This is a genomic window from Blattabacterium cuenoti, assembly GCF_014251955.1.
GTDB classification, from domain to species: Bacteria; Bacteroidota; Bacteroidia; order Flavobacteriales; family Blattabacteriaceae; genus Blattabacterium; species Blattabacterium cuenoti_L.
This window is the reverse complement of the sequence record NZ_CP059203.1, coordinates 148,821-164,380: the sequence shown is the minus strand read 5'-3', so window position 1 is coordinate 164,380 and position 15,560 is coordinate 148,821. Positions and strand designations below refer to the sequence as shown.

General features: G+C 27.1%; 13 protein-coding genes. 3 read left to right on the top strand and 10 right to left on the bottom strand.

Annotation, left to right across the window (positions count from 1 at the left end):
• Positions 1-10: 10 nt before the first annotated feature.
• The 3 genes from H0H53_RS00750 to surE form a co-directional block, all read right to left on the bottom strand.
• Positions 11-1,309, bottom strand: coding sequence for an adenylosuccinate synthase (locus tag H0H53_RS00750; protein WP_185870627.1), 1,299 nt, complete (start codon positions 1,307-1,309; stop codon positions 11-13).
• 57 nt (positions 1,310-1,366) lie between these two features.
• Positions 1,367-2,344 (bottom strand): Holliday junction branch migration DNA helicase RuvB, encoded by a 978-nt coding sequence (gene ruvB, locus H0H53_RS00745; RefSeq protein WP_185870626.1) that lies wholly within the window; start codon positions 2,342-2,344, stop codon positions 1,367-1,369.
• Positions 2,345-2,577: 233 nt separating this feature from the next.
• Positions 2,578-3,381, bottom strand: a complete 804-nt coding sequence (surE, locus tag H0H53_RS00740) for a 5'/3'-nucleotidase SurE (RefSeq protein WP_185870625.1) — start codon at positions 3,379-3,381, stop codon at positions 2,578-2,580.
• A 55-nt stretch (positions 3,382-3,436) separates the two neighbouring features.
• On the opposite strand from surE, the gene H0H53_RS00735 reads away from it, so the two are divergent.
• Positions 3,437-5,548: a carboxy terminal-processing peptidase gene (locus H0H53_RS00735; RefSeq protein ID WP_185870624.1), complete on the top strand. Its 2,112-nt coding sequence runs from the start codon at positions 3,437-3,439 to the stop codon at positions 5,546-5,548.
• On the opposite strand, the gene gyrA is transcribed toward H0H53_RS00735, so the two are convergent.
• Together gyrA and aroB are read right to left on the bottom strand one after the other, a co-directional pair.
• The gene (gene gyrA, locus H0H53_RS00730) at positions 5,532-7,994 is read right to left on the bottom strand and encodes a DNA gyrase subunit A (protein WP_185870623.1); all 2,463 of its coding nucleotides are present in this window, start codon (positions 7,992-7,994) and stop codon (positions 5,532-5,534) included. The genes H0H53_RS00735 and gyrA overlap by 17 nt on opposite strands.
• A 168-nt stretch (positions 7,995-8,162) precedes the next feature.
• On the bottom strand, positions 8,163-9,266 hold the full coding sequence (aroB, locus tag H0H53_RS00725; RefSeq protein WP_185870622.1) for a 3-dehydroquinate synthase: 1,104 nt from the start codon (positions 9,264-9,266) through the stop codon (positions 8,163-8,165).
• Between the two features lie 261 nt (positions 9,267-9,527).
• Here aroB and H0H53_RS00720 point away from each other — a divergent pair, with 261 nt between their 5' ends.
• Positions 9,528-10,169, top strand: coding sequence for a DedA family protein (locus H0H53_RS00720; protein ID WP_185870621.1), 642 nt, complete (start codon positions 9,528-9,530; stop codon positions 10,167-10,169).
• 16 nt (positions 10,170-10,185) lie between these two features.
• On the opposite strand, the gene H0H53_RS00715 is transcribed toward H0H53_RS00720, so the two are convergent.
• The 3 genes from H0H53_RS00715 to H0H53_RS00705 form a co-directional block, all read right to left on the bottom strand.
• Positions 10,186-10,608 (bottom strand): nucleoside deaminase, encoded by a 423-nt coding sequence (locus H0H53_RS00715; RefSeq protein WP_185870769.1) that lies wholly within the window; start codon positions 10,606-10,608, stop codon positions 10,186-10,188.
• Positions 10,609-10,681: 73 nt separating this feature from the next.
• Entirely contained in the window at positions 10,682-11,317 is a 636-nt protein-coding gene (locus tag H0H53_RS00710; protein ID WP_317168599.1) for a 50S ribosomal protein L25, read from the bottom strand.
• A 51-nt stretch (positions 11,318-11,368) separates the two neighbouring features.
• Positions 11,369-12,304 (bottom strand): ribose-phosphate diphosphokinase, encoded by a 936-nt coding sequence (locus H0H53_RS00705; protein ID WP_185870620.1) that lies wholly within the window; start codon positions 12,302-12,304, stop codon positions 11,369-11,371.
• Between the two features lie 71 nt (positions 12,305-12,375).
• On the opposite strand from H0H53_RS00705, the gene H0H53_RS00700 reads away from it, so the two are divergent.
• Positions 12,376-13,173: a thymidylate synthase gene (locus H0H53_RS00700; protein ID WP_185870619.1), complete on the top strand. Its 798-nt coding sequence runs from the start codon at positions 12,376-12,378 to the stop codon at positions 13,171-13,173.
• A 30-nt stretch (positions 13,174-13,203) separates the two neighbouring features.
• Here the strand turns inward: H0H53_RS00700 and thrC are convergent, their stop codons facing one another.
• Complete coding sequence (gene thrC, locus H0H53_RS00695; protein WP_185870618.1) at positions 13,204-14,535, bottom strand: threonine synthase; 1,332 nt, start codon at positions 14,533-14,535, stop codon at positions 13,204-13,206.
• A 60-nt stretch (positions 14,536-14,595) separates the two neighbouring features.
• On the bottom strand, positions 14,596-15,558 hold the full coding sequence (locus H0H53_RS00690) for a homoserine kinase (protein WP_185870617.1): 963 nt from the start codon (positions 15,556-15,558) through the stop codon (positions 14,596-14,598).
• Between the last annotated feature and the right edge of the window lie 2 nt (positions 15,559-15,560).

Here is a 15,560-nt window from a genome sequence, read left to right as displayed (position 1 = left end):
AAGATTTTTTTTAGGAAAAAATTTTAAAAAAGGAAGATTTATTTTTTATAATATTTTGATTTCTTTCAGATCCAATAGAAATTAATAAAATTTCTAAATTTAGAAAATTCTCAATAAAGGTAATATATTTTTTGCAATTTTTTGGTAAATCTTCATATTCTTTAATATGTGAAATATCTTTTTTCCAACCTGGAAAATCTACATAAATTATTTCTATATCTTCTTCTACTATATTGGCTGGAAAATATTGTATTTCTTTTCCATTGCTTTTGTATCCTATACACACTTTTATAAATTTTAATTCGCTTAAAACATCTAGTTTTGTAATTATTAAATAATTAATTCCATTAATCATACAAGAATATTTCAAAGATAAAAGATCCAACCATCCACATCGTCTTGGACGTTTTGTAGTCGCTCCATATTCATTTCCTTTTTGACGAATCATATCACTGATATGACTCTTAATTTCTGTAGGAAAAGGCCCATATCCTACACGCGTACAATAAGCTTTTGCTATTCCAATAAAATTTTTCAAAAAAATAGGAGGAATTCCGGATCCTATACAGACTCCTCCTGTAGAAGTAGAAGAAGGAGTTACATATGGATATGTTCCATAATTGATATCTAAAAGCATTGCTTGAGCTCCTTCAAATAGAATTTTTTTTTCTTTCTGAAAAGCATCATGAATCTCATGAACAGAATCAATAATTCTAGGTAAAAGGGATTTAGCATATTCTATATATTCTTCATATATAGATTCAAAAGAAAGAGGTTCTCTTTTATATATTTTTGTTATAATTTGATTTTTGTAATCAAGATTATCTTTTAATTTTTTATGAAAAATTTTTAGATTTAAGAAATCTAATACACGAATTCCAACCCTTGCTATTTTATCTTCATAAGTAGGACCAATTCCACAATGTGTTGTTCCAATAGATTGATCTCCTAAAGATTCCTCTTTGTATTTATCTAACAAACGATGATAAGGCATAGTGATATGCGCACGTTTTGCTAAAAACACTTTAGATGTATTTATCCCTATAGATTCTATTTTTTTTATTTCTATCAATAGATATTTCGGATCAATTACCACTCCTGGACCAATAATACATTTAATATACGGATATACAACTCCAGATGGAATTAGATGAAGTATTAAATGTTTTTTATTAATATGAATAGAATGACCTGAATTGTTCCCCCCCTGATAACGGATTACATAATCCGAATTCTTAGAAAGTAAGTCTGTGATTTTTCCTTTTCCCTCGTCACCCCATTGGAGGCCGACAATTACATTTGAAGGCATAATATTTCTTTTATTATTTATTTGATGATAATCATAAAAATATATGACATTTTTTCATTATTTTTCTATTTTTTTAGAAAAATTTTGTTTAATATGTTTATAAGCTAACATTGTTGTTTTTCTTCCTCTAGGTGTTCTTATTAAATATCCTTCTTGAATAAGAAAAGGTTCATAAACTTCTTCTATAGTTTCTGAATTTTCACTAACAGCTGTTGCTATCGTATTGATTCCTACAGGGCCTCCTTTAAAATGATCAATAATATATGTCAATATTCTATTATCCATTTCGTCTAATCCATGTTTATCCACATTCAAAGCTTTTAATCCTAAATCACAAATGTTAATATCTATAATTCCGTTTCCTTTTATTTGAGCAAAATCACGAACTCTACGAAGTAAAAAATTCGCAACACGTGGAGTTCCACGACTTCTATTCGCTATTTCATAAGAAGCCTCTTCCGTGATTGGAATATTTAATATTTTTGCACTTCTCTGTACAATATGTTTTAATAATTCTTTTTGATAATAGGTAAGACGGCAATTTATTCCAAATCTGGAACGCATCGGAGCTGTTAATAATCCAGATCTTGTTGTTGATCCTATTAAAGTAAAAGGAGATAAATCAATTTGTAAAGATCTAGCATTAGATCCAGAATCTATTATAATATCTATCTTATAATTTTCCATTGCTGAATATAGATATTCTTCAACTATTGAAGAAAGACGATGGATTTCATCAATAAATAAAACATCATTTGAGTTCATATGAATCAATAATCCTGCTAAATCTCCAGGTTTATCCAAAACTGAACCTGAAGTTACAGTAATATTAACACATAATTCATTAGCTACAATATGAGCTAAAGTTGTTTTTCCCAATCCTGGAGGTCCATGAAATAAAATATGATCTAAGGCCTCTTTTCTTTTTTTAGTTGCCTGAATAAAAATTTTTAAATTTTCTAAAACATCATGTTGTCCAAAAAAATCTTGAAATTTTTTTGGATTCAAAGTAGCTTCTTCTAAAAGAGATGACACAATATCATGATTTATTATTATTTTTATTTATTCTTATTTTTATTTTTATTATTGATTCATGTTCATATTTCATCATTACTACTACTACTCCCAATAGTTTAAAATAATGTTGTGATGCAACACTAAACTAAGTACACAGAATATATATAAAAAAATATATAGTAGTAACATTGCAATTTTCTTCTATGTATAATATCGATTATTTTTTATCCAATCAAAGAATTTTTTTTGAATTAAGAATACAAAACGAGATAAAACAATATAAAATTCCATGATTTTAAAATATTTAATAGAGTGTAATCTGTTAAATCAAATTTAATAGGTACAATAGAAATATATCCATTTTTTAATGCCCACTCATCAGTATCTTCTAATTTTTTATCAAAATGAACAAAATCTCCTACTAACCAATAATAAGATCTTCCTTTTGGATTATAACGACGATCAAAACTTTCTTTCCATTTAGCTTCTGCTTGTCTACATATTTTAATTCCTTTGATTTGTTCTTTTCTCAATTTTGGAATATTAACATTAAGACTAATAATTTTTTTTGGAGTAGGATTATGAAGAATTTTCTTTACAATTTGACATACATATTCTTTTGAATGTTCAAAATTTGCGTTCCAATCAAAATCTAAAAGTGAAAACCCCACTGATGGAATTCCTTCTATTCCAGCTTCTATAACTGCAGAAATTGTTCCAGAATACATAATATTTATAGAAGAATTCGATCCATGATTAATTCCTGATACACAAATATCAGGTTTTTTTGGAAGAATTTGATTAATGGCTAATTTGACGCAATCCACAGGAGTTCCTGAACATTTCCATTCTTTTTGAATTCCATTATCAATTTTTACGGAATCACAATACAAAACAGCATCCATAGTTATCGCATGTCCTATTCCAGATTGAGGTTTATTTGGAGCAACGACATATACATCTCCTAAAGAATTCATAGCATGAATAAGAGCTCGAATCCCAGGAGCTATTATTCCATCATCGTTTGTGACTAGAATAATTGGTTTTGTTTTCATTTTTTTTCTTTGTACTAATGATAAAAATTATATTTATATAATAATAAAAAATAATATGATTTCAGATTTTAAATTCAGAAGTTTAAAATATATAGTAATTGGTTTTATTCTTACTTTTTTATTGAGTTTTTGTTCTCCAAAAAGTGAACAAAAAACACATCGTTTTATATTAAAAAAAATATATCAAACACTTTATTTTTTATATCCTAATCCTGTTCAAGTCAATAATGATTTTTCAAAAAAAGTATATAGAAAATATTTTGAAAATTTAGACCGTCAAAAACGTTTCTTTTTACAAAAAGATATGGATGATATTTCTTTTTATAGAGAAAAACTAGATGATGATTGGATCAATGGAGATCCAACTTTTTTTAACATCACAATGAAACGTTTTTATCAAAGAATAGAAGAAGGGGAAAATTTGTGTTTAACAATATTAAAAAAACCTTTTGATTTTAATAAAAAAGAAATATTTATTCCTGGAGAACTGAAGCCTTTTTATCCTAAAAACAAAAAAGAATGGTATGAAGAATGGAGAAAATATCTAAAATATTTGACTCTGATAGAAATAGGAACAACGATAAATCAAAATCAACAAAAAAACATTTTAAAAAATTCAAATACTTGGAAAAAATTATTCCTAAAAAAAGAACAAGAATGCAGAAAAAAAGTTGAAGAAACTATTCAGGAATCTTTTAGAAAATTAAAAATGAAAAAAAAATCAGATTGGTTTTCTATGTACGTAAATACTATCATTTCGCAATATGATCCTCATACTAATTATTTTTCTTCTAAAGAAAAAGAGAATTTTGATTTATATATCTCTGGACAAACAGAAGGAATAGGAGTAGAATTACAAGATCATAAAGGATATGCGACCATTGTTAAACTCATAGTAGGTGGTCCAGCATGGAAAAGTAAGAAAATAGAAATAGGAGATAAAATTATTCAAGTAGCAAAATATCCAAATTCAGAATCCAAAAATATTATAGGAATGTTGTTGGAAAATTCTATTCGTCTTATAAGAGGGAAAAAAGGAAGCAAAGTAAAATTAACAATTCAAAAAAAAAATGGATCATTAGAAGATGTTATTCTTATTAGAGATGTTATTGAAAACAAAGAAATATTCGCAAAAAGCGTGACAATATTGGATAATAAAAATAAGGATAAAAAATATGGATTAATCTATTTACCAGAATTTTATTTTAATCCTGAAAATAAAAAAGGAAAAAATGCAGCTCAAGATATAAAAAAAATCATTCAAGAACTCAAAAAAGAAAAGATTCAAGGAATTATTCTAGATATAAGAAATAATGGAGGAGGATCTTTAGAATCTGCAGTAGAAATAGCTAGTTTATTTTTAGGAAAAGTTCCAATTGTACAAGTAGGGTTACCTTTTGGTAAAAAAAAGATATTAAAAAATAACATCCATTCAGTTCTTTGGGAAGGCCCCCTAGTTCTTCTTGTCAATGAGTTATCCGCTTCTGCTTCAGAAATTCTTGCTGCTGCTATATCTGATTATAAAAGAGGAATTATTGTTGGAAGTTTTCAAACATATGGAAAAGGAACTGTCCAAATTTTGTTGTCATTAAACAAATTTCCCTTTTTTAGGGAATTGGGAACATTAAAAATGACCATAAATAAGTTTTATCGTATCAATGGAAGTTCTACTCAGTTAAAAGGAGTCAATTCAGACATAGTTATTCCAAGCAATAGTCGTTTTTTCAAAAAAATGGAAAAAGATCAACAAAATCCTATGTCATGGGATAATGTATATCCTATTTCTTATCAAATTTGGAAAGGAAAAGTAAACTTGGAAAAAATAAAGTTAAAAAGCATAAATCGTTTGAAAAAAAATCATAATTTTTTAATAAATGCTGATAAAATTACAAAACGGATAGAATCCCAACTTCTAAAGAAAAAATCTGTTCCTCTCAATTGGAAAGAATTTTTTTATGAAAATTTAAAAGCAAAAAAAAGAAACGAAAATTTTCAAATTTTGAAAAATTACTTAAATGAATATGGATTGCGAATTCTTCATCCTTCCTACAGAATTATTTCCAAATCTGATAGTTTGGAAGAAAAAAAATGGAAAAAAAATTTATTAAAAGATTTACATATAGCAGAAAGTATAAATATTTTACGAGATTTTAATGAGTCGCAATAGGTTTTTTATAAACTTTTGCAACATCCGCTATTTCATCATTTTTTTTGATATTAATTAATCGAACTCCTTGAGTTGCTCTCCCCATCACTCGTATATCTGATACAGATATACGAATGATGATTCCTGATTTTTTAATAATCATGAGATCATCTTCATCTGTCACATGTTTGATAGAAATTAGATTCCCTGTTTTTTTAGTAATATTTATTGTTTTTATTCCTTTTCCTCCACGATTAGTAATACGATAATCTTTAAGATTTGATCTTTTTCCAAATCCTTTTTCAGAGACTACCAATAAATGTCCTTTTTCATTTTTTTCAACACATATCATTCCAATCACAGTATCTTTTGGATTTGTAAAATTGATACCTATTACTCCAGAAGAAGTTCTTCCGGTAGAACGAACTTTTTTTTCTGAAAAACGAATGATTCTTCCACTTTTTAAAGCGATAAAAACATGACTATCTCCTTGGATTAAAATCGCTTCTAATAAGGAATCTCCTTTACGAATGATAATGGCATTAATTCCATATTTTCTGGGACGTGAATAGTTTTCCAAAGATGTTTTTTTAATAATACCTTTTTGAGTCACCATCATAACATAATGATCTTTAACATAGTTTTTATTTGTAATATCTCCAGAAAGAATATAAGCATTTACTTTATCATCTTGTTGAAGATGAATTATATTTTGTATCGCTCTTCCTTTAGAAATTTTAGATCCTTCTGGAACTTCATAAACTCTTAGCCAAAAACATTTTCCCTTTTCTGTAAAAAAAAGTAAATACTGATGATTTGTAGCTATGAGAAGATGTTTGAAAAAATCGTATTCCCTAGCACTAGCTCCTCTATTTCCTATCCCTCCTCTTCCTTGACGTTTGTATTCAGACAAAGAAGTTCTTTTTATATATCCCGCATGGGAAATGGTAAGAACAACTTGTTCATTCTCAATAAAATCTTCTATACTCGCTTCATATCCCAAATAATCTATTTCTGTACGACGTTCATCTTGATATTTTTTTTTTATATCTAAAAGTTCTTTTTTAATAATTTCCATTCTTATAGAATGGTGGATTAAAACATTTTTTAAAAATTCTATCTTTTTAACTAGTTCTTCATATTCTTTTTTAATTTTATCAAGCTCTAAAGATGTAAGACTTTGCAATCGCATATCTAAAATAGATTTAGACTGTATTTTAGATAATTGAAATATTTCAATCAATTTGTCACAAGCTTCATTATGATCTTTAGATTCTTTGATTAATTCAATCATTTTATCTAAATGATCTAATATTGTTAAAAATCCTGTCAAAGTATGAACACGATTTTTGTATTTTTTCAATTCATGTTTAGTACGACGAATAATTACATCATGTCTATGAGATACAAAATGTTGAATGAGATCTTTTATATTTAATTGAACAGGTTTCCCTTTAACTAATGCTATGTTATTAACATTAAAATAAGTTTGCAAAGAAGTATATTTGAATAAATTATTTAGAAGTATATTTGGATTCGTATTCTGTTTAAGAATATATACTATACGTAATCCTTTTCTATCCGATTCATCACGAATTTGATAAATTCCTTCCATTTTTCCTTCTTTCATTAATTCAACTGTTTTAGTAATCATCTCTGATTTATTCACTTGATAAGGAATTTCATCGACAACAATACATTGTCTTTCTTGAATTTCTTCTAAATGAACTTTTGCACGTAAAATAATACGTCCTCTTCCTGTATGAAATGCTTTTTTAACTCCATCATATCCGTAAATAATTCCTCCTGTAGGAAAATCTGGGGCTTTAATAGATTCCATTATCTGTTCTACAGATATATTATTATTATCAATATAAGCACAAATTGCTTTGATAGTTTCTTTTAAATTATGAGGAGGAATATTAGTAGCCATTCCAACTGCAATTCCAGAAGAACCATTTATCAACAAATTAGGAATTCGTGTAGGTAATACAGCAGGTTCTTCTAAGGAATCATCAAAATTAAGTTGCATATCTACCGTTTCTTTTTTTATATCCAATAACATCTCTTCAGATATTTTTTTCATTCTGACTTCTGTGTAACGCATTGCAGCAGGAGGATCTGAATCTAAAGATCCAAAATTCCCTTGTCCATCTATTAATGGATAACGAAACGTCCATTTTTGTGCCATACGAACCATAGTCTCATAAACAGAAATATCTCCATGTGGATGATATTTTCCCAACACTTCTCCAACAATACGAGCTGACTTTTTATAAGGATTATTAGAAAAGATTCCTAATTGATACATCCCATACAAAACTCTTCTATGGACAGGTTTTAATCCATCCCTAGCATCAGGAAGAGCTCTGGATACAATAACAGACATAGAATAATCTATGTAAGATGATTTCATTTCATCTTCAATATTAATAGGAATTAATTTTTCTTTTTTTCCTTCATTCATTTGATTTTTTTATTATATAATATAGATATATATCTAGCATATAGAGAGTTAGCAGCAGTATCTAATATTAGAAATAGAAAAAAAACTCATAACACACTACTACTATGAATTATGAAAAGATATGTGAAAATACATATTTTTTTTTATAATAAATGGAATCAAAAACAATTACAATTTTTGTATTTGTAAAATACTTTCCTTGATTAAGGAATAAGGAACTTGACAATTGTAAGAACAAATTCCTATTTTCTTTAATAAAGAAAATTGAATTTTATTTTTTTCATTTTTTTTATCATGTTCCATAATTAAGAATATTTTATCAATATCAATTTCTAAATTAGAAATTTTTTCTATTGGATTGGGATATAATAATACAGAAAGTATAGATTTAATTTCTTCATAATCATCTATTGATAATCCATTTATTTTATATGATATCCAAGATTCGCATATCATTCCTATAGATATAGCTAGACCATGTAAAAGTTTTTCTTGAGAAGAATCATTCATAAAATAACTCTCTAAAGCATGACCTATAGTGTGCCCAAAATTAAGTGTTTTTCTTAATCCTTTTTCTTTTGGATCTTTTTTCACGATTTTATTTTTTATCAATATAGATTGATATATTAAATGATTCCATTGATTTTCGTTTTTTTTTTTATTATCCATTTGATAATAATATTTTTTCATATTTATCCAAAAGTTTTTATCTGCTATTAATCCATGTTTGAACATTTCTGACATTCCTGAAATAATTTCCTTTTTAGGAAGAGTTTTTAAATAATGAGGATCTATAATCAAAAGATCTGGACAATAAAATGAACCTATTTCATTTTTAATAGATTCTAAATTGACTCCTGTTTTGCATCCTATAGAAGCGTCTACCATTCCCAATAATGTTGTAGGAATATTTATAAAACGAATTCCTCTTTTAAAAACAGAAGCAACGAACCCACCAATATCTGTGATGACCCCTCCTCCCAAATTAATAATTAAACTTTTTCTATTTGCCTTAAAAATTTCCAGATTCTTCCATATCTGAATGCATGTAGAAATATTTTTTTCTTTTTCTCCTGATTGAATTTTTATAATCTTAGATTTTTTTAAAAAATTCAAATGAGAGAAAAGAATTGGAAGACAATGTTTATTGGTACAATTATCTACTAAAATAAATAAATTTCCTATATCTATTTGATTATCAAATAAATAATTTTTTAATTTTTTATAAGACTCTTCATTAAAGAGAATTTTTCTATTATGATGATCATCCATACTCGCTAAAGTAATAACAAAATAAATTGATTAAAATTATTAATCAATAAAATGAAATATTTGGTACAATAAAAAAATTAAAATCATGAAAAATATTATTATGAAAAAAATATTAGCATTCCATCCTAAGATGTTAATAAACTTGAAAAAATACTCCATATTGATGATAAATAATTTTTTTTGTGTAAAAATAAATATTTTAAGCATTTATTTTACTTTTACCTTTTGTTAGAATATCATATTCGGACACAATATAATAAAATGTCAGATTTTTGGGATTTTTTTCAGCATTTGTTTAATCCTAGATGGATTTTTTTCTATTTTGGGAACACAGCGTTATTTATTCTTTTAGCAATTGTTTTTGCAGAAACAGGCTTTTTTATAGGTTTTTTCTTACCCGGAGATTCTTTACTATTCACTGCTGGAATCTTCGGAAAAGATTTATGTAAAAATTTTTATAATGTTCCATTTTTTGTAATTATTTTAATTGTTGCATGTGTTGCTATTCTTGGAAATATGCAAGGATACTGGTTAGGATATAAATCTGGAAATTTATTATACAGAAAAAAAGATTCTTTTTTCTTTAAAAAAAAACATCTGATTATCGCAAAATTATTTTATAATAAATATAAAACCACTGCACTGATCATAAGCCGTTTTCTTCCAATGTTTCGAACTTTTGCTCCTATAGTCGCAGGAGCTATTCGTGTTGATTTTAAAAAATTTATGATTTACAATATTATTGGAGCATTGTCTTGGACTTTTTCTATCATGCTAGCTGGACATTATCTAGATAAAACTTTTCCTGAATTAAAAAATCATCTGGAATGGATCATTTTACTGATTATATTGACTACAACTTTACCTATTTTCATTAAATTAAAAATAAGCAAAAAATCTTGATCATAATTTGTATGTTTTATGGATGATTTTTTCTTTTTAAAAGAAAAAACTGATGCATAAGATTTCTACATTTTTTTTTCATAATTCCAGATAAAAATTGAGTTCTAGGATGCAATTTTATCCCTGTATATAAAAATCCTCTTTTATAATTATTTGTCCCACATACGACTCTTCCAATTTGAGACCAAAATAATGCTCCTGCACACATAATACATGGTTCTACAGTAACATATAAAGTGCATTCTCGTATATACTTTTTTCCTAAATAATTAGATGCTAAATTAATCACCAACATTTCTGCATGTGCAGTTATATCTCTGAATGTTTCAGTCAAATTATGAGCTCTAGCTATAACTGTATTTTCGTATATGATAGCAGCTCCTATGGGAACTTCATTTTGATGAAAAGCGGAAAAAGCTTCTTCTAAAGCTATTTTCATAAAATTTATATCTTCTAAACAAAAACAAGTAAGATCTTTCATCTTATTTTTATTTTTGATTATTATAAGAATATTATTTCTTTATTTTTCTATTTTCTTTTTCTTGAGTTTTAATTTCTTTTTCTTCTTGAGTTTCTTTTTCTTTAATAATTGCACGAGATGAGTTCACTCTTGCTAAAAGAGTATTTAAAGGATGTAAAATGGTATACTCTTTTGTAAGAGACAAATCTTTAACTTTTATTTTATCTCCTATATCTAATTTACTGATATCTAAATTTATATATTTTGGAAAATAAGAAGGAATAGCTTTCACTTTTAGGGTTCTAATCGGAGAATGATATTCTCCTCCTTTAGAAACACCAATAGGTCTTCCAAAAGTTTTTACAGGTATTTCCAATGTGATCGGTTTAGATTCTTCTATTTGACAAAAATCAACATGTAATATTTTTTCACTAATAGGATCAAATTGAATTTCTTTTTGAACTGCATTGATATTTTTATCATATCCTTCTATTTGAATAGAAACCCAACAGACTTCCGATGTATAGACCAATTTTTTTAGATTTTTTTCTAATGAAGTCCAAAATGGAATATTTACATTTTTTCCATATAAAACACAAGGAATTCCTCCAGAAAGTCGAATAGTGTGTATCGCTTTTTTTCCTATTCTTCTTTTTTTTCCATATATATTGACATATTGATGCATCATATGTATATTTTGTTAGTTTAGTAATATATTTTTGATTATTTTTTTGGAAAATTAAATTATAAATTTACTGCTTATTGATTCATCATTGTGTACAGATTGCATAACTTCTGCAAATAGAGATGCACAAGATAAAACTTTAATTTTATTATTGTCAGTTTTTTTGATAGGAATAGTATCAGTTACAACCAATTCTTCAAGAACTGATTTTTTTATTTTTTCATATGAATTTCCAGATAATACTGGATGAGTTGCTATTGCACGCACACTTTTAGCTCCTTGTTTTTTGATTAAATTAGCTGCTTCTGTTAAAGTTCCAGCTGTGTCCACCATATCATCTATAAGTATGATATTTTTTTCTTTGACATTTCCAATAAGATTCATAAACTCTATTTCATTTGCTTTTTTTCTCTCCTTATAACAAATGACAACGTCTGTTCCTAAATACCCGGCATAACTCCTAGCTCTTTTTGCTCCTCCCATGTCTGGAGAAGCAATAGTTAATTGATCCATGTTCAATTTTTTAATATAATCAATAAAGATTCTAGATGCATATAAATGATCTACAGGAATATCGAAAAATCCTTGAATTTGATCTGCATGTAAATCCATAGTCATCACTCGGGTTGCACCTGATGCAACCATAAGATTAGCTACCAATTTTGATGCAATAGGAGTTCTAGGTCTATCTTTGTGATCCTGTCTTGCCCATCCAAAATATGGAATTACAAGTGTTATATTCTGAGCAGAAGCTCTACGAGCTGCATCACACATTAAAAGTAATTCCATTAAATTGTCCACTGGAGGAAAAGTAGATCCAATCAAAAATACTCGTGATCCACGAACAGATTGTTCAAAACAAGGAGTATATTCTCCATCACTAAATTCCAAAAAACGAATTTTTCCTAAAAAATTACCATAATGATCAGCTATACTCTCTGAGAGTTTTAATCCGCTTCTTGTAGAAAAGAAGAGTACTTTTTGATTCATAGTTATTGTTTATTTTTTTAAATACAAAAATACTTCTAAGAAAAAATTTTCTTATGAAAAATTAAGATTTTATGATACAATATTTAAGTTTATTAAAATACGTATTAAAAAATGGAATAAAAAAAATGGATCGTACTGGGATAGGGACAAGAAGTATATTTGGATATCAAATGAGATTTGATTTAGAAAAAGGATTTCCTCTTTTAACTACTAAAAAATTAAGTATCAGGTCTATTATTTATGAGTTGTTATGGTTTTTGAAAGGAAATACGAATATACGTTATTTAAAAAAAAATAGAGTATCTATTTGGAATGAATGGGCAAATGAAAATGGAGACCTGGGACCTATTTATGGATTTCAATGGAGAAAATGGCCTACTTATAATGGTTCTTTTATAGATCAAATAGAGAATGTTTTACAAGAAATCAAGTTGAATCCACATTCACGACGTTTAATTGTTTCTTCTTGGAATGTAGGAATGATTCAAGATATGAGATTACCACCTTGTCATTTGCTTTTTCAATTTTATGTATTTGAAAAAAAACAATTATCGTTACAATTGTATCAAAGAAGTGCAGATATCTTTCTTGGATTACCTTTTAATATTGCTTCTTATGCCTTATTACTTACAATGATATCTCAAGTACTCAATTTGAAAGCGAGAGAATTAATTCATACTATAGGAGATGCGCATATCTATAATAATCATATAGAACAAGTTAAATTACAAATGCAACGGGGCCCAAGATCCTTACCTAAGATGATTTTAAATCCTTCAGTAAAAAATATTTTTGAATTTCGTTTTGAAGACTTTGAATTAAAAAATTACAATCCCTTTCCTCACATTAAAGGAGATATTGCTATTTAAATAATTTTTTGAAAAAAAAATTATTTTATTTTATTGATGTCTTTGTCTTTCTATTAACCAGTTTTTTAAAATATTATAATCATTGGGTATTTGAATTGTTTTTATTTTTTTTGAATTTGAACTTAAAAGTATTTTTCCTTGTTCAGGAACAGAAATCTCTTCTCGTAAAAAAAGTGGTAGATGATCTATAAATTTAATAGGATGAGCCGTTTCTAAAAAAACTGCCATAGTTCCTAAAAAAGGATCCTTTATTTTTTTCAAATACTGTCTAAGACCTAAATATCCAATGGCTCCATGCGGTTCTAAGATATATTTGTGTTCTTTCCAAACCATTTCTATAATAGCTAGCGTTTCCTCATCTGTAAATCTATAAGAGGATAATTTTTTACGTAATTGAAACATATTTTTTTTATATAAATACCATATACGAGAAAAATTACTTGGATTGGATATATCCATTGCATTTGATATTGTTCTTTGAACTGAAATGGGATGATATTTTTCAGTCTTTAAAAACCTAGGAATTGTATCATTTTTATTTGTAGAAGCTATAAAATACTTTACAGGTAATCCCATTTTTTCAGACATCATTCCTGCACAAATATTTCCAAAATTTCCACTAGGAACTGAAAAAATTAATTCTTTATTTTCCTCTTCTATTTGTCTATAAGCTAAAAAATAATAAAACATTTGAGGAAGCCATCTTGCTATGTTAATAGAATTTGCAGAAGTCAATATATATTTTTTCAGAATTTCTTTGTCCAAAAAAGCTTTTTTTACCATATTTTGGCAATCATCAAAATCTCCTTTTATTTCTAAAGCGTATATATTATCTCCTAAAGAAGTAATCTGTTTTTCTTGTAGAGAACTTACTCCTTTATATGGATATAATATAATAACTTCTATTCCAGATTTTTTGTGAAATCCTTTTGCTACAGCTCCTCCAGTATCTCCAGAGGTTGCTACCAAAACAGTCACTTGTTTTTCTATTTTTTTAGAAAAATAACTTAAACATTCTGCCATAAATTTTGCTCCTACGTCTTTGAACGATAAAGTAGGTCCATGAAAAAGTTCTAAAACATAGATATTTTCATGAATTCTTTGTAGTGGAAAAGAAAAATTTAAAGTATTATAAATGATACTATAAATAGATTCTTCAGGAATATCTTTTCCAAGATAAGGAGCGATGATTTCCATTGCAAGGGTATAGATATCATATTTTATCAAATTTTGAATAAACTTACGTTTTAGTATAGGAATTTTTTCTGGAAAATATAAACTACCATCTGGAGCTAATCCTTTTAAAACCGCGTGTTCAAAAGAAACGAGTTTTTTATGGTTTTCTAAACTGTGATATAACATAAAAAAAATTTTCTTTTTTTATTGAATGTTTTTTTCTTATTTTTTATTTTAATTGAATCATTAAAAAATTTCATCCCATTTTACTCCTTGTTTATTGATAGGAGAAGTATAAGTTTTATAATCAACTTTTAATGGAGAATAAACATGATTCATGACCTGAGTAACTGCTTTTGCAGTATGATTTCCTTTGCTTAACATAAAAACAGAAGGCCCAGATCCAGATATTCCTCCACCTAAAGCCCCTATTTCTTTACATCTTATTTTTAATTCATAAAAAGCTGGAATCAACATAGCACGAATCGGTTCTACAATAACATCTTCTAGAGATCTACTAATCAATTCATAATTTTCTTGATATAATCCTGCAACTAATGCTCCAATATTTCCCCACTGTCGTATTGCATCCGTCATCAATATTTTTTGTTTTAATATTTCTCTAGCATCCGATGTTTTTATTTCAATTTGAGGATGGATAATACTAATCCATAATTCATTAGGAGTATGTAATCGTGTAATATCTAATGGTTTATAACTTCTTACTAATGTTACTCCTCCCATAATAGCAGGAGCAACATTATCCGCATGAGCAGTTCCACTTGCTAAACGTTCTCCTTCCATAGCAAAACGAATCAATTGCATTGTACTAAATGGTTTTCCTAATAAAATATTAGCTCCAAAAACAATCCCAGCAGCACTAGCCGCACTAGAACCTATTCCACTGCCTGGATGTATATTTTTAATTAATTCTATTTCAAATCCTATTTTTTTTTCTCTATCAAATTTTTGTTGTTGTTGATACTTTTTTAATAAAGACTGTAAAGCAACAAAAACAACGTTTTTTTTTGGATCATTAGGTAATGAAAAAGAAGTTCCATGTATTATTTTATTGATACGTATTCCTGGATTATTTGATTTGTATAAGAAAATTTCATCTACTGGAATTTCTAAAGCTAATCCAATAACATCAAAACCACAAGATAAATTCGCGACAGTGGCTGGTGAAAAAATTTTAATCCCCTTCATAT